Here is a 19230-nt window from a genome sequence, read left to right on the forward strand (position 1 = left end):
AGCCAAGCGCCGATCCAGCGTCAAACCGCCGCACGGCGCGCTGTGGCACGCGCCGCACCCCGGTTTCAGCCGGCCTTGAGCGCCAGTGGCAGCCCGCAGGTGACCAGCGTCACCCGCTCGCACACGGCGGCGGCATCCTGGCCGAGCCGGCCTAGTTCGTCGACGAAGCGGCGGGTCGCCGCGTCGGCGCCGACCACGCCCCAGCCCACCTCGTTCGACACCAGCACGACCTCGCCGGGCAAGGTGGTCAATGCGTCCAGTAACGCCGCGCGCTCGCTCGCCCACGCCGCCTCGTCGAAGCCGGCCTCGCCGAAGAAACGCATCAGCCACATGCCCAGACAGTCGACGAGCAGCAGGGTGTCGGCGCCGGCGTGTCGCGTGAGCACCGCCGCCAGACACCGGTCCGCCTCGGCCAGCGCCCAGTGCGCCGGCCGGCGCGCGCGGTGGTGCGCGACGCGCGCCGCGAACTCGGCGTCGCCCGTCAGCTCGGCGGTCGCGACGTAGACGACGCGGCCGCCGTACGCGAGCGCCAGCGCCTCGGCGAAGCGGCTCTTGCCGGAGCGGGCACCGCCGCTGACGAGGTGGGCTGCCATTACTTGGGCTGGTAGCGCACGCCGACGAACCAGGTACGGCCGGCGGTGTTGTAGCCGTAGGCGGTCTCGTAGTCGCGGTCGGCGACGTTCTCGATGCGCGCGGTCGCCGTCCACTCGGCATCCAGCTTCAGGTCGGCGTACAAGTTGACCGTCGCGTAGCCCGGCAGCACCTTGCTGCCACCCTTGTCCAGCCGCTCGCCGGAAGCCTGCAGGCTGCCACCCAGCGTCCAGTCGCCAACCATCCGGCTGACGTTGGCGCTGGCGAAACGCTGCGCACGGCGGTCGAGCCGCTGGCCGGTCTTGCTGTCGCGCGCGTCGAGCCAGGTCGCAGAGGCCGACAGGTCAAAGCCAGCCAGCTGGGTGCCGGCCTCCAGCGTGTAGCCGGCCAGACGTGCTTGGGCAACATTGAACGGTTTCCAGTAACCGGTACCGTCATCGGCCCACTGGATCAGGTCGTCAACCTTGTTGCGGAACCAGGTCAGCTTGGTGCGGTGCGGACCGTCCGCCCACTCGAGCGCCGCTTCCAGGTTGCGCGCATGCTCCGGCTTGAGGTCGGGGTTACCGTCACCCGGCCAGTACAGGTCGTTGAAGGTCGGCGCCTTGAACGCGGTGCCGTAGCTGGCGCGCGCCAGCCAGTGCCGGTCGAAGCGGTAGCCGTAGCCGACAAGGCCGGTCGTCTGGCCACCAAACGTCGAGTCATCATCGTGGCGGAGGTTGGCCTGCCACAAGTGGCTGCCCAGTTCGCCCTGATAGCCGGCGAATGCAGACTTCACCGTCTTCTCCGTTTCCGCGTACGCCTTCAGGCTGTCGACCTCCTGCTTCAGATGGCTCGCGCCTAGCTGGACTTTGCCTACGTCCAGCGCGAGGTCGTTCAGCCAGGTCCACTCGTCCTGCGTCGTCTTGAACAGGCTGCTGCGCTGATCCATCTTGCCGCCGGTAAAGTCTTCGCTACGGTCCTGCGTACGGGCAAAGCGCAGCGTGCTCGTCCAGCGCTCGCCCAGACGGTTGCGCGACTCGACACTCTGCCCGGTCAGCCGCGTCCTGATTTCGTCCTGGCCCCGATCCGGCGCCGAGGTGTCGTACTCGTTATTGGCAAACGACTGGAACGCTCGCGCAGTCAGCGACTGGCCTGGCGCAAGGGCATGCTCGAGGTAGGCTGAGTAGCCGCTTTCGCGGTAACCGTCACGGTCGGGGTTATGCTTGCCCCAGCTCGAATCGGAACCCGCGTTCTTCGCCGAGAAACCGTGGGTGGACTGGTGGCTGAGGTTCAGCCCAAAAGCCGTGTCGCCCAGCTGGCCGTTGACGCCAACGCCGGCCTCGACCGTGCCGTACTCGCCAAAGCCGAGGCTGGCGTGAAACTTCGGCGCACCGCTGCCCTTGCGGGTGAACACCTGGATCACACCGCCAATCGCGTCGGCACCGTACACGCCGGACACCGGACCGCGCACGATCTCGACGCGGTCGATCAGCTCAAGCGGCAGGTGCTGCAGAGAGGTCGCGCCCAGCGTGCCGGACACGATGCGCATGCCGTCGACCAGCACCAGCGTCTGGTTAGCGTTCGCACCACGGATATGAACCGATGCCGTGCTGCCCAAGCCCCCGGTCGAAGTCACTTCGATGCCCGGCTGGCGCGCCAGCAGTTCGGTCAGCTGGGTGGCGCCGGTCTCCTCGATCTCCTCGCGGGTGATCACGGTGACGTCGGACAGTACCTTGGACACCGGGGTCGGCGTGCGGGTGGCGGTGACCACCACTTCTTCAGCCTGCAGCGGGGCGGTGGCCGCGAACGCGGCGGGGGTGACGGCCAGCACGATCAGCGCGGCCAGCGGCTTTCTTGCAAACATTTGGGACACTCCTCGGAAACGATAGGGGAGTGCAGGAAGATTAGCGCGCAACGCGCAGCACAGCGGACAGGGCCGTGTCGTGATCGCCTCCCCGCGATACTCCAGTACACATGCGCAGGGCGGTCTCCGGGCTTGGCCATGCCGGCGGCGCGCCTTCCCGTCTATCGACAGTGGCGTGATGCACCGCCTGCGCGCGCACAGCGCGCGAGGCCTTACCGTTGCGGGGGCAGCGCCGGACTTGAACCGGCTTCCCGTTACCTGCGGTGCGCATTATATGCGACACCCACGCTGCGACGCATCAATATATTGAGGCGTGACCATAAAGGGCTTATCCTCGCCGGATGCCAGAATTCAAGCTCCCCACCCCGGACGCGGCCGCGTACGCCGCGGCGCGCGCGCACCAGAACCAGCTCACCAAACCCACCGGCAGCCTAGGCATGCTCGAGGACGTCGCCTGCCGCTTCGCTAGCTGGCAAGGCCAGGCCGTGCCGCAGCTGCCGAAGGCGGCGATCACCGTATTTGCCGCCGACCACGGCGTCACCGCCGAAGGCGTGTCGGCGTACCCGTCGGCGGTGACCGCCGAGATGGTGAAGAACTTTGCCGCCGGCGGCGCCGCCATCTGCGTACTCGCGCGCCAGCACGACGCGCGCCTTGAGGTGGTCGACGTCGGCGTCGCCTCGCCGCTGCCTGTGCTCCCCGGCGTAATCATCAGCGCCCGTGTCGCGCCCGGCACGCGCAACCTTGCCCGCGAGGCGGCGATGACGCAGGCCCAAGTCGACGCGGCGCTGGACGCCGGCCGCGCCGCCGCCCGCCGCGCCGTCGAGGCTGGCGCCGGTGTACTGGTCGCCGGCGAGATGGGCATCGGCAACACCACGCCGTCGGCGGCGCTGATCTGCCACTTCTGCACCCTCGCGCCTGCGGCAGTGGTCGGCCGCGGCACCGGCGTCGACGACCAGGCGCTCGCGCTGAAAACCCGCATCGTCGAGCAGGCGCTGACGCGGCTGCCCGCCGGTGCCGACGCGCGCCGCGTGCTGGCCGAAGTCGGCGGGCTGGAAATCGCCGCGATGGCGGGCTTTTATCTGGAAGGCGCGCGTCTGGGCGTGCCGTCGGTCGTCGACGGCTTTATCGCCGCCGCCGCCGCGCTCGCCGCGTGCGCGATGGTGCCGGGCCTCGAACACTGGCTGCTGGCGAGCCACCGCTCTCAGGAGACCGGCCACCAGGCGGCGCTCGCGCACTTAGGCCTCGCGCCGATGGTCGACTTGGGCCTGCGCCTGGGCGAGGGCTCCGGCGCCGCGCTGGTGCTGCCGCTGATCGCCTCCGCGCTGCAGTTGCACGCCGGGATGGCGACCTTTGCGTCGGCCGGCGTCTCGGACAAGGCATGAACCCATACACGCTGACCCTGCTGCGCCACGGCGAGATCGACCACCAGGGCCGCCTGATCGGGCGCACCGACCTTGCACTGACCGACGCCGGCCACGCGCAGATGCGCACGGCGTGGGACGCCATCCGTGCGGTGGCGCCGGTCACCGCGCTGGCCGCGTCGCCGCTCTCGCGCTGCCGCGCGTTCGCGGTCGAGGCGGCGCTGGAGGCATCGCTGCCGCTGAAGCTAGACGCGGGCTTCGCCGAAATGGACTTCGGCGCGTGGGACGGCGAGCCGCTGGCGGCGCTGAATGCGGCCGAACCCGGCTGGGGCGGCCGCGTCGAGCGCGGCGAACTCGTCCCGCCCGGCGGCGAGCGCTTCGAGGTGTTCCGCACCCGCGTGCTCACCGCGCTCGCGCAGTGGACGCGCGACGCCTCCGGCAGCCACCGCGTGCTGGTCGCGCACGGCGGGGTGATCACCGTGCTGCTCGCCGAGCTGTTGTCGCTGCCCTTTTCCGCGGCGCGACTGATCGCCGTGCCGCGCGGCGGCTTCGCGCAACTGTCCATCCTCGACGGCCACCCGGCCTACCTGACCCGCCTCACCGCCCCATGCGCACGCTGATCCTCGCCGTCCAGTTCCTGACCCGGCTGCCGACGCCGCAACTGAAAACCTTCGACCCCGCCTGGCTCGCCGACGCCGCGCGCTGGTTCGCCGTGGTCGGCCTGCTGGTCGGCGCCTGCGTCGCCGCCCCGCTCGCGCTGTTGGCGCCGCTCGACCCCTGGCTGGCCGCGCTCGCCGCCCTGCTTGCCTGGACCTGGGTGACCGGCGGCCTGCACCTGGACGGACTGGCGGACCTGGCCGACGCGCAGGGCGCGGCGCACCGCTCGCGCGAACGCTTCCTCGAAGTGTTGAAAGACCCGCACGTCGGCAGCTTCGGCGTGATCGTGCTGGTGGGGCAGATGGCCGCCAAGCTGGTGCTGCTGATGCTCGCCGCACGCCACGCGCTGTGGCCGGCGCTCTTGCTGGTTCCGGCGTGGGCGCGGCTGTTCGCCGTCGCCTGGTCATCCACCCTACCGGCGCTCTCGGCCGGCAGCGGCGAGCGCTTCGCGTGGCGCAGCCACTGGCCGTCGTTCTGGCTGTCGGCCGCGCTGCTTTTCACGCTGTCGGCACTCGTAGCGCCGGCGCTACTGGTAGCGCCGGCGGCGGGCCTTTTCTGGTGGGCTTACCTGAAACGCAAGCTGGGCGGGATGACCGGCGACTGCCTCGGCGCCGGCATCGAGGTGTGCGAGACCTTGCTGCTCGCCGCCTGCGTTGTCTTCGCGCTCGCCTGAATCAGGCGAGGCCGGCCTTCTTGCGGCTGGCGAGCACGCACAACAGGTCGCACGCGATATGCGCGGCGGCCAGCGCGGTGATCTCGCTGTTGTCGAAGGGCGGCGACACCTCGACCACGTCCATGCCGACCAGGTTGACGTCGGTCATGCCGCGCACGATGTGCAGCGCCTGCGCGCTGGTCAGCCCGCCCGGGACCGGCGTGCCGGTACCCGGCGCGAAGGCCGGGTCCAGGCAGTCGATATCGAAGGTCAGGTAGGTCGGATTATCGCCGACGATGGCCTTGATGCGCTCGAGCGTCGCCTGCGCGCCGATCTCGTGCACGGTCGGCGCGTCGATGCGCGGGATCCCCATGAAGTCGTCGTTCCAGGTGCGCAGGCCGACCTGCACCGAGCGCGCCGGGTCGATCAGCCCTTCGTTCACCGCCTTGTAGAACATGGTGCCGTGGTTGAGGCTGTCACGGTTGTCGTCCGGCCAGGTGTCGCAGTGCGCATCGAAGTGGATCAGGCTCAAGGGCTTACCATACTTCTCGGCATGCGCGATCAGGAGCGGCCAGGTGATGAAGTGGTCGCCGCCCAGGGTCAGCATCTTGGCGCCGGAAGCGAGGATGGTACGCGCGTGCTCGGTAATGGTGTCGCGGATGGAGAGCGGGTTATGCGCGTCGAACCAGCAGTCGCCATAATCGGTCACCGCCAGTTCCTCGAACGGGTCGAAGCCCCACGGGAAGGGTTTCAATTCGGCCAGCTGCACGCTGGCGGCGCGTACCGCGGCGGGCCCGAGGCGGGCGCCGGGACGGAAGGTGGTCGACAGATCAAGCGGCACGCCGGACACCACCACGTCAGCGCCGGCGAGCTCGCGCGTGTAGTTGCGGCGCATGAACGACAGCACGCCGGCGTAGGTATTCTCGATTGAGGAGCCGAGCAGGGAGGTGCGGCGGATCGCGCCGTCACCGAACAGGGTTTGCGTCATGGATGAATCCCCATGTGGATCGCGCCGGGCCGCGCCCGGCTACCGTCCATCTTGCACAGCCGACGGTTTGAGGCTGGCGCGCCCCAGCGGCGCGCAGGCCTGCAGTGTGCCTACACTATCCGCACCCGACAAGCCATGCAATTGACAATTAATGTTGAAAGCATATGATGGCCTAAGCTCTTGATCCCCAGCCAATCCTCTGCCGCAAAGCTCGGGAAATAATGCTGGCCCCTGCTTCACAGGCTTGACGCCTAGGGACAGAACTCAGGTCATCGATCCATGCCCATCTCCACATTTCGCCTGGCTGCAATTTGCTTCCTGACAAGCCTCGCAGGCTGCTCCGGCAGTGAGCAACAAGCGTCAATCAGTACGATCACGGCCTCGGCACCTGCGACTCCCGCCGCGCAACCCAGATCCGACATCCCGCGCGTCGCACTGATCATGAAAACACTGACCAATCCGTTCTTTATCGAAATGGAGCAAGGTGCACGGCGGGCACAACAGGAAACGGGTATCGACCTCACCGTCAAGACGGCAACCCAGGAAACCTCGATCGAGCAGCAGATCAAGATCGTGGAGGACGCCACCCACTCAGGCGTTGACGCCATCGTGATTGCACCCGGCGACTCGGTCAGGCTGGTTCCCGCTCTCAAACAGGCGCAGCAGCAAGGCATCACCATCGTCAATATCGATAACCGCCTGAATGCTCAGGCGATGGCCACGCAGCAGATGCAGACCGTTCCCTTTATCAGCATCGACAACGAGGCTGCCGCATTTGCATCTGCCACTGCACTGGCCAAACGCCTGCACGCCGGGGCAGAAGTAGCCATCATCGAAGGCATCCCCTCCGCCGATAATGCCGAACAGCGTCGTCGTGGCGCACAGCGTGCATTCAAACAGGCCGGCTTAAAGCTGGTTGCCAGCCAAAGCGCCCATTGGAAAATCGACGAAGCCTATGCCAAGACCCAGAAAATACTGCAGCAGCACCCAAGGGTCAGGGGCATTTTCTGCGCCAACGATATGATGGCAATAGGCGCAAGCAAATATCTGCGCGAGCAGGGACGCCAGGATGTACAGGTTGCCGGCTTCGACGCGATCGCCGACGCACGTCAGGCGGTCGCGCGCGGACAGATGGTGGCCACCGTGGACCAACGTGCGGCGGAACAAGGCTATCAGGGCGTAATGGTGGCACTCAAGGCCATTCGGAAACAGCCAGTCAGCGACGAGATCATGATCCAGCCGATCATTCTGCGGACAGCGGAAAGTCGTGAATGAAAGCAGGCATTTCGTTCAAGCTGACCGGTCTGGTTCTGGCCATCAGTGTCCTGCCCTTGTTTCTGTATCAGGTCATCAGCTTCAGTGCGACACGCAATACCATCGTCGACATGGCCACCCGCCACAGCACGAACTTGCTGAACGAGCAAGCGTCCCACCTGTCGCTGCAGATGGCACAGATCGAAGACCTGATCCGCAATATCGAATCAGTAGACGAGATCAAACAGGCTGTTGCACGCGTCGAGACGGCCAACACGAAGGATACTTCCTTCGAATTCCTGTCCACCCAGGCTCGTATCGGCTATATCCTCAGCGGCTACGGCAGCCTGAAAGGGCTCGTTTCTATCGACCTGTTTACCCGCAGCGGGCGGCATTACCATGTCGGCGATACGCTGAATATTTCCGGCATTAACCGCCCATTGCTTGGGCGTCTCCAGAGCGATACTCAAGCGGCTGGCAACGCTGTTGCCTGGCACGGCATAGAAGACAACGTCAATAGCACCTCCAGCAAGCGTAAAGTCATCGTCGCTAGCAAAATGCTGAACCGCCTGGATGGCAGTGGGCTGAAGACCGAGCCGCTAGCGATGCTTCAGGTCAATTTTGATCCCGAATTCGTGTACCGGCACTTCCACGAAATCGAAAGCAGAGAAGGCTCCACGCTGCTGGTGGTCGATGCAAAAAGGCGCCTGCTATTCCACCCAGACAGCCGTCTGATTGGCCAGAGCATCAATCCGGAACTGGCACGACTTGTTCGAGGCCAACAAGGGTCAATGATGATCAGCCTGAACGAACAGCCGGTCGCCCTCAATTTTCGCATGCTGCCGATTAACGGCTGGTACATCGTCAGCCTGGTTCCACAAGCGACCTTGCTGGAACCGGTCAGCCGAATCGCGCAGGCAGGGATCGTGATCCTGCTGCTGTCCCTGCTGCTGATTTTCCTGTTCATCCGGCTCTATTCGATCCACATCATCAACCCGCTGCGCGCCATCTGTGACGGCTTCCGCGACTTCCAGGCCGGACGGCTGGAACCACATTGGCGCTTGCCCAAGGCACAGACCCTTCAGGAGCTTGGTGAGCTGACCAGCTGGTTTAACGCCTTTCTTGACCGGGCGCAGGAGCGGGAACAGGCCGAAGCCAACCTACGCATTGCCGCGACCGCCTTCGAGGCACAGGAAGGTATGGTCATCACCGACGCAGAGCAGATCATCATCCGCGTCAATCAGGCGTTCTGCGACACCACCGGCTATAGCAGCGAGGAAGTGACCGGCCAACATATCCGCTTGCTGCAGTCGGGCCGGCACGGCGCCGAGTTTTACCGGGAGATGTGGCAAGCCGTAGCAAAGACTGGCAGTTGGCAAGGCGAGGTATGGAACCGGCGCAAGAATGGCAGCCATTACCCGGAGTGGTTGACCGTCACCTCGGTACGAAATGAGCACGGGCAGACCACCCACTATGTCGGCACCATGACCGACATCACGCTGCGCAAGCGCGCCGAAGAGGAAATCCAGAGGCTGGCCTATTTCGACCCGCTGACCAATCTGCCCAACCGCCGCATGCTGCTCGACACCCTGGAGCGGGCAATAGCCCGCTCTACCCGCAATGGACAAAGCGGCGCGCTGCTGTTCATCGACATGGACAATTTCAAGGACCTGAATGACACCCAGGGCCATGACAAGGGTGACCTGATGCTGCAGCAGGTTGCCCAGCGTTTGCGGCAACATACCCGAGGCAGCGATACCGTCGCCCGCCTGGGAGGAGACGAATTCGTCGTCCTGCTCGAAGGACTGGGCGATGAAATTGCGAATGCCGCCAGCCATAGCAAGGCCGTTGCCGACAAACTGCTGGCCAGCCTGCAAGCCGATTATGTGTTGGGAAAGCACGTTCACCACAGCTCCTGCAGTATCGGTGTTGCACTGTTCAGCGGCGAGGAAAACAGGATTGAGGACATCCTGAAACAAGCCGACCTGGCGATGTACCAGGCCAAGTCTGCCGGACGCAATGCCGTCTGCTTCTTCGATCAGGGCATGCAGCAAACCGTAGATGAGCGAGCCCAGCTCGAATCTTCCTTGCGCGAAGCCATTGCCCGCAACCAGCTTGAACTGCACTACCAAGTGCAGGTGAATCATGCAGGCATGCCCGTAGGCGCCGAGGCATTGCTTCGCTGGCATCATCCTGAACGAGGCTCGATCCCTCCTGTGCAGTTCATTCCATTGGCAGAGAAGGGCGAGCTGATCATCCTGCTGGGCAACTGGGTGCTTGAAACGGCTTGTCGCCAGCTAAAAGAATGGAGCCGGCATCCTGCGAGCGCCGAGCTGACCTTGGCGGTCAATATCAGCCCTCGCCAGTTCCACCAAGCAGATTTCGTGCAACAGGTCGTCGAGACCATCGCCCGTACCGGTGCCAACCCCGCCCGACTCAAGCTGGAAATTACGGAGAGCATGCTGCTGGATCATGCGTCGATCACCATCAGCAAAATGGAGGCGCTCAAGTCCCGCGGTATCGGCTTTGCACTGGATGACTTCGGCACCGGCTACTCTTCGCTGGCTTATCTCAAGCGCCTGCCACTGGACCAACTCAAAATAGACCGGGGATTCGTATGTGGCTTGCAGCAAGCCGGCCACGACGCAGCCATCGTCCGCACCATCCTGGCGCTGGCCGAGACCCTGGACATGGCGGTGATTGCCGAAGGCGTGGAAACCATCGAACAGCAGGAACTGCTGGCAAGCATGGGTTGCCATAACTACCAGGGCTATTTTTTCGGCCGCCCCCTGCCCCCCGAAAAATTCGTACAACATCACCTGCTGGCCGAGTTCGCCTGAACACAGCCGGTCGGCTGCCGCAGCATCTATATTTCATACATGCTGCACCTCCTCCCTCCCCGCGTGCCGGGCGTCTCGCCGTGGCTACCATGGCTTGCCGCGGTCAGCCTGTTCATGGAGACGCTGGACGCGACCATCCTCAACACTGCCCTGCCGTCGATGGCGGCAAGCCTGGGCGAGAGCCCGCTGGCCATGCAGTCGGTGCTGGTCGCCTACGTGCTGACGCTGGCGGTGCTGGTGCCGCTCTCCGGCTGGGTCGCCGACCGCTTCGGTACCCGCCGCACCTTCCTCGCCGCCATCGTACTGTTCACGCTGGGTTCCATCCTGTGCGCGATGAGCCAGTCGCTCGCGCAGATGATCGCCTGCCGCATCGTGCAGGGGATAGGCGGCGCACTGATGTTGCCGACCGGCCGGCTGGCCGTGCTCAAGAGCTACCCCGACCGCGACAGCCGGATGGAGGCGCTGAACTTCGTCGCGCTGCCCGGGCTAATCGGCCCCATCCTCGGCCCGTCGGTCGGCGGCCTGATCGTCACCTACGCGAGCTGGCACTGGGTGTTCCTCGTCAACGTGCCGGTCGGCGTGCTCGGCTTCGTGCTCGCGCTGCGCCACATGCCGCAGCTATCCGACCCTTCCGCCCGCATCGACGTGCAGGGCTTCCTGCTGGTCGCAGGCGGCGTGCTGCTGATCTCGTACGCGCTGGAAATGTTCGGCGAGCACAAGCTTGGCGCCGGCGCCACGACCGCGCTGGTGGTGGCGGGGATCGCCGCGTTCGCGCTCTACGTGCGGCACGCACGCCGCGCGGCGTCGCCGCTGTTCCCGCTGGCGATCTTCGGCAACCGCGCCTTCAGCGTCGGCATCCTCGGCAACCTGGTCGCACGGCTGGGGTCAGGCGGCATCCCGCTGTTGCTGCCACTGTTCCTACAGTTGGCCTACCTCTACTCGCCGGCGCACGCCGGCCTGATCCTGATGGCGATCGCCGCCGCCGCGCTGGTGGCCAAGCCGGCAGTAGTGCCGCTGATCCGCCGCTTCGGCAGCCGCACCGTGCTGCTTGTCAGCAGCGCGCTGGTCGGCGCCGCCATCCTCGCGCTGGCGTTCACCGGTCCTGGCACGTCCAACGCCTACTTCGTCGGCGTGCTGCTCGTCTTCGGCCTTGCCGTCTCGCTGCAGTTCTCGACGCTGAATTCCAGCGCACTGGCGGGCCTGCCGCCCGAACACGCAAGTGCCGGCAACATGCTGCTATCGACCGCGATGCAGTTGGCGCTCAGCATCGGCCTGACCTTCGCGATGCTGGTGCTCTCGCTGTTCATGGGCCGCAACTTCCACCCGGATGGCGCCGAGACCTTCGCCGCCTACCACGCCACCTTCGTCACGCTGGCCTGCGTGAGCTGGGCGGGCAGCCTGGTCTTCCTGCTGCTGGGCGAAAGAAAACGGCCGGCGTGAAGTACGCCGGCCGCTGCCTGCCACGTTCGTTTAGCTGCCGATGACGCCGCCGTCGAGCTTGCGGATCACCACCGTCGCCGAGCGCGGGCGGCTGCCGGCGTCGCCGTCCGGCCAGCTCGAGATCGCCTTGGGCTTGGCCGGGTCGGAGCGCTCGTTCTCCGGCTCGCCCGGGTGCTGGATGTTGACGAACAGCGTGCGGCTGTCCGGGGTGAACGAGATGCCGGTGATCTCGCAACCGCTGGGGCCGGTCAGGAAACGGCGGAATTCGCCGGTCTGCGGAACCACCGCCAGCATCTGGTTGTTGCCCATGCCCGCGTATTCCTTCATGTTGACCGTCGAGGTCGACACGTCGGTCTGCACCCACAGCACGCCCTGCGCGTCGAAGGCGAGGCCGTCCGGGCTGCCGAAGGCGTCGCCCTTGAGCGCGCCCTTGTGCGCGTCGGACTTGGCGTCGGGCCGGCCGGCCAGCGCGAAGAGGTCCCACTTGAACGCAGTCGCCGCCGCGTTGCCGCCCGCCTCGTGCCAGCGGATGATATGGCCGAACTTGTTGTCGGCGCGCGGGTTGGCCGCGTCGACGCCGGGCTTGCCCTCACCGCCGCGCTCGGCGTTGTTGGTCAGCGTGCAGTAGACCTCGCCGGGTGCCTTGGGGTTGACCGCGATCCACTCCGGGCGGTCCATCTTGGTCGCGCCAACCACGTCGGCCGCCAACCGCGCCTTGATCACCACCTCGCCCTGGTCGGCGAAGCCGCGGCTCGCGTCGACACCGTTCTGCCCGTGCACCAGCGGCAGCCACTGGCCGGAACCGTCGGCATCGAAACGCGCGACGTACAGCGTACCCTCGTCCAGCAGGCGGCTGTTGGCCTTGGCGTTGCCGGCCTGGTAGCGGCCCTTCGACACGAACTTGTAGATGTACTCGAAGCGCTGGTCGTCGCCCATGTACACCACCGCACGACCGTCCGGCGCGAGCGTGACCGTCGCCCCCTCGTGCTTGAAGCGGCCCAGCGCAGTGCGCTTGACGGGCCTGGACTTCGGGTCGTACGGGTCGATCTCGACCACCCAGCCGAAGCGGTTCGCCTCGTTCGGGTTGATCTGCAAGTCGAAGCGGAAGTCTTCCCACGCCCACTTGTAGCCGGCGTCCTTGTTCTTGATGCCGTAGCGCTTCTCGTTGTCCGACAGCGTGCCCGACTCGTTGACGAAATAGCCGTCGAAGTTCTCTTCGCAGGTGAGGTAGGTGCCCCATGGCGTCTTGCCGTTGGCGCAGTTGTTCAGGGTGCCGAGGATCTCGACGCCCAGCGGGTCGGCCTCGGTCTTCATCAGCGCGTGGCCGCGCGCCGGGCCGCCGATGCCGATCGGGGTATTGGCGGTGATGCGCCGCGCGTACTTCGACGGGCGTACCACGCGCCAGCCGCGTCCCTTGCCGGCATCCTCGACCTCGATCACCGACACGCCGACCGCCGCCTGCGCCTTCTTCACCTTCTCGCCGCTCCAGGTCTTCATGCCGTCGCCGTGCAACAGGCCGTCGTCGGTGTATTCGTGGTTGATCGCGAGCAGGCCGTGCTTGGACGCGCGCGAGCCTTGCGGCAGCGGGAAGAACGCCATGCCGTCGTGGTGCATGCCGGCCTGCGCGGCCTGCTCGGCGGCGCTGTTCGACGCGTCGGCACGGAAGGCCGGGCTGTTGCCCTTCAGGCCGACCGCATCGCCCCACGCGTACAGCACCTCGGCGCTGTAGCCGTCCGGCACGATGACGCGGTCTGCCACAGAGAAGGGGACGGCGGTGAAACCGAGCTTTGCCGGGCTGGCCAGCGGCGCCTGTGCGGCTTCGGCCAGCGTGGGGATCAGGCTCAGGCTGGCGCCGGTGACGCCGGCGGCTGCGCTGCTCAGCATCAGGTCGCGGCGGCTCAGCCTGGCGGCGAGAATGTCGGACAGCGCGGGCGCCGTGCTGGGGTTGGTCGTGTCGTCCACGCCGTGATGCTTGATCTTGTAGCTGTCGCTCATGGTTCCGCCTGCTCTTGTGTGTCGGAGTAACACGACAAGACTAAGACGAAACCATGACAATCACATCACAGTCGCATGAAGGAAAAATGACAGTCAGCGGCAGGGCACGCCCTGCAGGGCGACGCCGGGCAGCAGGCGCTGCTGCGCCGCACGCAGCTTGTCGGCCTGCCACGATTCGAGGCGGACAAAATCGAGGCGGACCCGCTGGGTCGACTTGCCGCGCACGTCGACGCCGGCGTTCGGATAGCCGGCCGCCTTCAGACGGGCGACCAGCGCCTCGGCCGCCGACGCCTTGCCGAACAGGCCAAGCGACAAATAGCCCTGCCGGGGGCCGGCGGTGCGCACGATATAGCTGTCGAAGCCCTTGCCCTTCAGTTCGGCGATCAGCGTCTGTGTCTCGGCCTGCGTCGGCAGCGGCGGGTAGTAGACCCAGCGCTTGCCGTCGGCCGCGGCCGCCTCTTCGCGCTGTTCGGCCATCTGGTCCGCCTTCAGGCGCAGCGGCGCGAGCTCGCGCTTGACGCGCGAGAGCTGCGCGTCGTCGAGCACGCCCCAGCGGTAGCAGGCGAGCGCGGCAGGCTTGGCGGGCGGCACCGTGGCGGCCGCCTTGGCGGGCGCTGCCGCCTTGGCCACGATCGCTTGCGCTGCCGGCGCCGAAGCCGGCTGCGCGGCGACCGGCGCACTGGCCTCGACCAGGGTCGCGGTCGGGTCGGCGGCTGGCGCGCTGGCCGGCAGCCCTGCCGGCAACAGCTTCACCTGCTGCGGGCTGACTTCGCGCGCGGAGAAATCGGCGACGGGCGGCTTCGAGAGCGCGATCCAGACGCCTGCCACCAGGTTGAGCACCAGCACTGCCGCAAAGAACCACTTCATGACGCGTCCGCCACCCTGAGTAGACCGAGAAGGACCAGATTATCCACGATACGTACCGGCGCGGCGACATGCGGCGCCAAGGCAGCCGCGCCGCCGCCGGTGAGCACCACCTCGGGCGACGGGCGGCCGGTGGCCTGCGCGAGCCGTGCACGCAGCCGTTCGATGGCCCCCGCCTGCGCGTCGATGATGCCACTGGCGATCGCGTCGGACGTGCCCTGCGGGAACAGCCGGTGTTCGCCCTGCTCGCGGTCGAGGCGGGCAGTGCCGCGCGCGAGGCTCTGCTGCATCAGGTGGTGGCCGGGCAGGATCAACCCGCCCAGGTAGTCGCCGTCGGCGGTCAGCGCCTCGATGGTCAGCGCGGTGCCCGCGCACGCAACCACCACGTCGCCGGCCACCAGCGCCCGCGCGGCAAGTACGGCGAGCCAGCGGTCGGCGCCCTGCTCGCCGACGTCTCGGTAATGGTTGGTCACGCCGAACGCCGCGCGCGCGGCACTCACCCAAGTCAGCGCCACTGGCGACGCCGCATCGATGCGCGCGCGCAAGTCGGCGGAGGCGACGTTGGACGCCCAGCCGTCGACGAGCGAAAACGGCGCCCACGCGCTAGCCAGCGCATCCGCGTCGGCGTGCGCGACCGAACCTTCGGCGACACAGGCCCCGGCCGAGTAGACGGCCCACTTCACGCGGGAATTGCCGGCGTCGACCAATAGCCTCATGCCGTGGCCCTCAGGCTGACTTCGCCGACGTGGAACAGGCGCTCGCCTGTAGCGGTGCGCACGCGCAAGGCACCTGCCGCATCGACGCCGAGCGCGACACCGTCGACCGGCTCGCCGTGGCTGAAGCTCAGCCGCACCGGCGCGTCGCGGTGCGCGGCGTACGCCGACCACTCGTCGCGCAGCGCGGTAAAGCCGTCGCGCTGGAAAGTGCCTAGCACGTCGCCCAGTGCGGCGAGCAGCGCACCGAACAGCGCGTTGCGGCCCACCGGAGCGCCCGCGTCGGCAAGCGAGGCGACCGCCTGGTCGACCTCGCCCGGGTCGGCGACGTTCAGCCCGATGCCGATCACCACGGCCGAAGGCCCCTGCGCGTCGCCGGAGAGTTCGATCAGGATGCCGGCGAGCTTGCGGCCGTCGAGCAGCACGTCGTTTGGCCACTTCAGCGTCGCCGGCACCGAAAACCGACGCAGCGCGCGCACGATGGCGACGCCGACCGCCAGCGACAGGCCGGACAGCCCGGCGACGCCGCACTCGAAACGCCACAGCAGGGAAAAGGTCAGCCCCGCGCCCAGCCTCGCCTGCCAGCGCCGCCCCAGCCGGCCGCGCCCCGCGCTCTGTGCCTCTGCGGCGAGCACCAGACCGGAGGGCGCGCCCTCGGCGGCGCGCCGCATCAGCTGGGTATTGGTCGAATCGGTACGCTCGGCCAGTGTCAGCGTCCAGCGCGGACCGTCCTCCGGCAGCGCGGCACGCACCGCACCCATGTCCAGCCACTCGAAGGGGTCGCGCAGGCAGTAGCCGCGGCCACGCACAGGGAACACGGTCAGCCCGAACTCCTCGCCGATCGCGTGCACCGCCTGCCAGACCAGCGTGCGCGACACGCCGAGCGCGCGCGCCATCTCCTCGCCGGAATGGAAGCGCCCGTCGGACAGCAGGCGCAGCACCGCAAACGCGTGATCGCTCACGAACGGCCTTCGCTTGCGCGGATCTTGCCCAGCGTCGCAGTGGTCGACGTGTCGAACAGGAAGGGGATCGAATGCACCTCGCCGCCGCGCGCCAAAGTCTCGGCGGCGCCGACGATGCGCTCGACGCTCCAGTCGCCACCCTTGACCAGCACGTCGGGGCGCACCGTCTCGATCAGGTCGGCCGGCGTGTCGCTGTCGAACCAGGTGACGAGGCTCACGCTTTCCAGCGCGGCGAGCACCGCCGCGCGGTTGGCCTCGCCGTTGATCGGCCTGTCGTCGCCCTTGCCCTGGCGGCGTACCGAGGCATCGGTATTGAGGCCGACCACCAGGCTCGCGCCGAGCGCGCGCGCCTGGGCAAGGTAGGTCACATGCCCGCGGTGCAGGATGTCAAAACAGCCGTTGGTGAACACGAGCGGGCGCGGCAGCGCGGCGATGCGTTCAGCCAGCGCCTCGGGCGGGCAGATCTTGTCTTCAAACGACGGTTGCGGGTAGCTCGGCATCGGTTTCCTTCACGCGCGTCGCGAGCACCTTGCGGTAACGGCTCAGTTGCTGCACCGTCTCCAGCGGCTCGTCGAACAGGTTGGACAGGTTGCGAAGGATACCACCCACCACCCGCGCCTCCCAAGGCGCGTCGAAGCGGATCTGCGAGGTCAGCCAGCCCTCCAGCCAGTCTGGGTCGGGCAGGCGGCTCTGCACGGTGTCGTTGGGGAACAGGCCGGCGTTCACGTGCAGGTTGGTCGGGTGCAGCGGCTTGCCCGAGCGGCCGGACGACGCCATCAACAGGCCGATCTTGGCGAACGCGAGCCGTGCGGCGTCGCCGTGGCGGGCGATCGCCTGCTTCATGTACTTCAGGTAGCAGCCGCCGTGACGCGCCTCGTCCTGGCTCAGGTGGCGGTAGATCGCGCTGATCACCGGCTCGGTATGCCACTCGGACGCACAGCGGTACCACTGGGTCAGCCGCACTTCGCCGCAGAAGTGCAGCATCAGCGTCTCCAGCGGCGGCGCCGGGTCGAACTCGAAGCGCACCGCGTGCAGCTCGGCTTCGCTGGGCACCAGCTCCGGACGGAAACGGCGCAGGTACTCCATCAGCACCAGCGCGTGCTTCTGCTCCTCGTAGAACCAGACCGACATGAACGCCGAGAAGTCCGAATCGTCGCGGTTGTCGCGCAAAAACATCTCGGTGGCAGGCAACGCCGACCACTCGGTGATCGCGTTCATCTTGATCGTCTGCGCCTGCTCGTCGCTCAGCAGCGACGCGTCGAACGCGTCCCACGGGATGTCGCTCGCCATGTTCCAGCGGGCCTTCTCAAGCTGGGCATAAAGTTCGGGATATAGCATTCTTACGTCCTTGCGTTTCGGATCGGAAAATTGTATTTCCTGCCTTGAGCTAGAGCAAAGACTTTATTGCTCGCTTTCATTGCCGGAAGCGCTCGCAAGCCATGTGGAAAGCCACGCTTGATGCTACCATCGAGCCTCAGCAAATCGACGCACGCCCATGTTTTTTAAAGATCCACGCACTTATCTGGACGAGCTGCCGCGCTTCGCGCTGGCCGCCGGCGACGTGAGCACGCTCGCCGACACCGCCGCCTTCCGCGAAACCCTGCTCGCCGCGATCGCCGGCGCCACCCGCCGCATCTACATCGCCGCGCTCTACCTGCAGCAGGACGCAGGCGGCGCGCAGGTGCTGGACGCGCTGTACGCGGCGCGCGCACGCCAGCCTGAGCTCGAGATCGCGGTCCTGGTCGACTGGCACCGCGCGCAGCGCGGCCTGATCGGCAAGGACAAGTCCGAAGGCAACGCGGCGTGGTACCGGGCAGAAGCCGAACGCCACCCCGGGCAAGAAGTCCCGATATGGGGCATTCCGGTGCAGACGCGCGAATTGTTCGGCGTACTGCACCTGAAGGGTTTCGTCATCGACGACACCGTCCTCTACAGCGGCGCCAGCCTCAACGACGTCTATCTGCATGTCGGCGAGCGCTACCGCTACGACCGCTACCACCTGATCCGTAGCCCCGAGCTCGCCGACAGCCTGGTCGCGTTCATGCAGCACGCGCTGATCGAACACCCCGCCGTCCACCGCCTCGACCGCGCCGCACCGGCAACCCGCGAAATCCGCGGCGACATCCGCATGCTGCGCGAGTCGCTACGCACCGCCGCCTACCGCTGCGCGGGCGCGGCAGCAGACCACGGCCAGCTGGCCGTCACCCCGGTGGTCGGGGTCGGCAAGCGCAACCCGCTCAACCGGCTGATCCAGAAGCTGATGGCCTGCAGCCGCGAGCATCTGACACTGTGCACGCCCTACTTCAACCTGCCGCGCCCGCTGCTTGGCGAAATCCGCAAGCTGCTCGCGCGCGGGGTACAGGTGGACATCATCGTCGGCGACAAGACCGCCAACGACTTCTTCATCCCGCCGGACCAGCCGTTCAAGGTGATCGGCGCGCTGCCTTATCTTTACGAAGCCAACCTGCGCCGCTTCGCCAAGGCCCAGCAGCACGACATCGACGCAGGCCGCCTCAACCTCTACCTGTGGAACGACCCCGGCCAAAGCTACCACCTGAAGGGCATCTGGGTCGACCGCACGCGCATGCTGCTCACCGGCAACAACCTGAACCCGCGCGCGTTCAGCCTCGACCTGGAAAACGGCCTGCTGCTGCACGACCCGCAGCAGGTGCTCGCCGCGCAGCGCGACGCGGAACTGTCCGCCATCCTCACCCACACCCGCCGCATCGGCCACTACCGCGAGCTCGAGAAGCTGTGCGACTACCCGGAACCGGCCCGCAAGCTGCTCACCCGCCTGAACCGGGTGCGTGCCGACCGCCTGGTCTCGCGGCTGCTCTGAAGAAACCCTCGCACACAAAGCAAAAGGGGCGTGTCCGTCAGGACACGCCCCTTTAGTTTTTATGGGTGGTGGAGTGCAGAAGCACGCTATAGATTTCCCGCGCACAAAGCAAAACCCCCGACTCATGGAGTCGGGGGTCTGCGGATGGGGCGTCTGGCGGTGTCCTACTTTCACATGGCGAATGCCACACTATCATCGGCGCTAAGGTGTTTCACGGTCCTGTTCGGGATG

The 19230-nt window shown here is 66.8% G+C and carries 16 protein-coding genes and 1 riboswitch; of the genes, 7 read left to right on the forward strand and 9 right to left on the reverse strand.

Translation table 11 applies throughout. The annotated features are described in order from the left end of the window. Positions 1 to 65 precede the first annotated feature (65 nt). Together cobU and GZH52_RS12860 are read right to left on the reverse strand one after the other, a co-directional pair. Positions 66 to 593, reverse strand: a complete 528-nt coding sequence (gene cobU, locus GZH52_RS12855) for a bifunctional adenosylcobinamide kinase/adenosylcobinamide-phosphate guanylyltransferase (RefSeq protein WP_163316852.1) — start codon at positions 591 to 593, stop codon at positions 66 to 68. Beyond that, on the reverse strand, positions 593 to 2434 hold the full coding sequence (locus GZH52_RS12860) for a TonB-dependent receptor domain-containing protein (protein ID WP_163316854.1): 1842 nt from the start codon (positions 2432 to 2434) through the stop codon (positions 593 to 595). Before GZH52_RS12860 ends, cobU begins: the two co-directional genes overlap by 1 nt. Before the next feature lie 100 nt (positions 2435 to 2534). After that, positions 2535 to 2710: riboswitch (cobalamin riboswitch) on the reverse strand. A 65-nt stretch (positions 2711 to 2775) separates the two neighbouring features. On the opposite strand from GZH52_RS12860, the gene cobT reads away from it, so the two are divergent. Genes cobT through cobS form a run of 3 tightly spaced genes read left to right on the forward strand, consistent with a single transcriptional unit; the run spans position 2776 to position 5125 of the window. Continuing rightward, entirely contained in the window at positions 2776 to 3816 is a 1041-nt protein-coding gene (gene cobT / locus GZH52_RS12865) for a nicotinate-nucleotide--dimethylbenzimidazole phosphoribosyltransferase (RefSeq protein ID WP_163316856.1), read from the forward strand. Next, complete coding sequence (locus GZH52_RS12870; protein WP_163316857.1) at positions 3813 to 4415, forward strand: histidine phosphatase family protein; 603 nt, start codon at positions 3813 to 3815, stop codon at positions 4413 to 4415. The genes cobT and GZH52_RS12870 overlap by 4 nt, the downstream gene beginning before the upstream one ends. Further along, complete coding sequence (gene cobS / locus GZH52_RS12875) at positions 4403 to 5125, forward strand: adenosylcobinamide-GDP ribazoletransferase (protein WP_163316859.1); 723 nt, start codon at positions 4403 to 4405, stop codon at positions 5123 to 5125. The genes GZH52_RS12870 and cobS overlap by 13 nt, the downstream gene beginning before the upstream one ends. A 1-nt stretch (position 5126) precedes the next feature. On the opposite strand, the gene speB is transcribed toward cobS, so the two are convergent. Further along, positions 5127 to 6092: an agmatinase gene (gene speB, locus GZH52_RS12880; protein ID WP_163316861.1), complete on the reverse strand. Its 966-nt coding sequence runs from the start codon at positions 6090 to 6092 to the stop codon at positions 5127 to 5129. A 279-nt stretch (positions 6093 to 6371) separates the two neighbouring features. On the opposite strand from speB, the gene GZH52_RS12885 reads away from it, so the two are divergent. Genes GZH52_RS12885 through GZH52_RS12895 form a run of 3 tightly spaced genes read left to right on the forward strand, consistent with a single transcriptional unit; the run spans position 6372 to position 11626 of the window. Further along, entirely contained in the window at positions 6372 to 7367 is a 996-nt protein-coding gene (locus GZH52_RS12885; protein WP_163316862.1) for a substrate-binding domain-containing protein, read from the forward strand. After that, on the forward strand, positions 7364 to 10186 hold the full coding sequence (locus GZH52_RS12890; protein WP_163316864.1) for a bifunctional diguanylate cyclase/phosphodiesterase: 2823 nt from the start codon (positions 7364 to 7366) through the stop codon (positions 10184 to 10186). The genes GZH52_RS12885 and GZH52_RS12890 overlap by 4 nt, the downstream gene beginning before the upstream one ends. Positions 10187 to 10225: 39 nt before the next feature. After that, on the forward strand, positions 10226 to 11626 hold the full coding sequence (locus GZH52_RS12895) for a DHA2 family efflux MFS transporter permease subunit (protein WP_163316865.1): 1401 nt from the start codon (positions 10226 to 10228) through the stop codon (positions 11624 to 11626). Positions 11627 to 11656: 30 nt separating this feature from the next. Here the strand turns inward: GZH52_RS12895 and GZH52_RS12900 are convergent, their stop codons facing one another. The 6 genes from GZH52_RS12900 to GZH52_RS12925 form a co-directional block, all read right to left on the reverse strand. Further along, the gene (locus GZH52_RS12900) at positions 11657 to 13621 is read right to left on the reverse strand and encodes a PhoX family protein (protein WP_163316867.1); all 1965 of its coding nucleotides are present in this window, start codon (positions 13619 to 13621) and stop codon (positions 11657 to 11659) included. Positions 13622 to 13714: 93 nt separating this feature from the next. Then, on the reverse strand, positions 13715 to 14488 hold the full coding sequence (locus GZH52_RS12905; protein WP_163316868.1) for an SPOR domain-containing protein: 774 nt from the start codon (positions 14486 to 14488) through the stop codon (positions 13715 to 13717). After that, entirely contained in the window at positions 14485 to 15201 is a 717-nt protein-coding gene (locus GZH52_RS12910) for a type III pantothenate kinase (protein ID WP_163316870.1), read from the reverse strand. The genes GZH52_RS12905 and GZH52_RS12910 overlap by 4 nt, the downstream gene beginning before the upstream one ends. Then, positions 15198 to 16160, reverse strand: a complete 963-nt coding sequence (locus tag GZH52_RS12915) for a biotin--[acetyl-CoA-carboxylase] ligase (protein WP_163316872.1) — start codon at positions 16158 to 16160, stop codon at positions 15198 to 15200. Before GZH52_RS12915 ends, GZH52_RS12910 begins: the two co-directional genes overlap by 4 nt. Continuing rightward, the gene (gene rfaE2, locus GZH52_RS12920) at positions 16157 to 16660 is read right to left on the reverse strand and encodes a D-glycero-beta-D-manno-heptose 1-phosphate adenylyltransferase (RefSeq protein ID WP_163316874.1); all 504 of its coding nucleotides are present in this window, start codon (positions 16658 to 16660) and stop codon (positions 16157 to 16159) included. The genes GZH52_RS12915 and rfaE2 overlap by 4 nt, the downstream gene beginning before the upstream one ends. Next, on the reverse strand, positions 16632 to 17498 hold the full coding sequence (locus tag GZH52_RS12925) for a ferritin family protein (RefSeq protein ID WP_163316876.1): 867 nt from the start codon (positions 17496 to 17498) through the stop codon (positions 16632 to 16634). Before GZH52_RS12925 ends, rfaE2 begins: the two co-directional genes overlap by 29 nt. Positions 17499 to 17655: 157 nt before the next feature. Between GZH52_RS12925 and pssA the strand changes: the two genes are divergently transcribed. Next, positions 17656 to 18999, forward strand: coding sequence for a CDP-diacylglycerol--serine O-phosphatidyltransferase (pssA, locus tag GZH52_RS12930; RefSeq protein ID WP_163316878.1), 1344 nt, complete (start codon positions 17656 to 17658; stop codon positions 18997 to 18999). Positions 19000 to 19230: the final 231 nt, after the last annotated feature.

This window comes from Crenobacter caeni, assembly GCF_010435965.1.
GTDB lineage: Bacteria > Pseudomonadota > Gammaproteobacteria > Burkholderiales > Chromobacteriaceae > Craterilacuibacter > Craterilacuibacter caeni.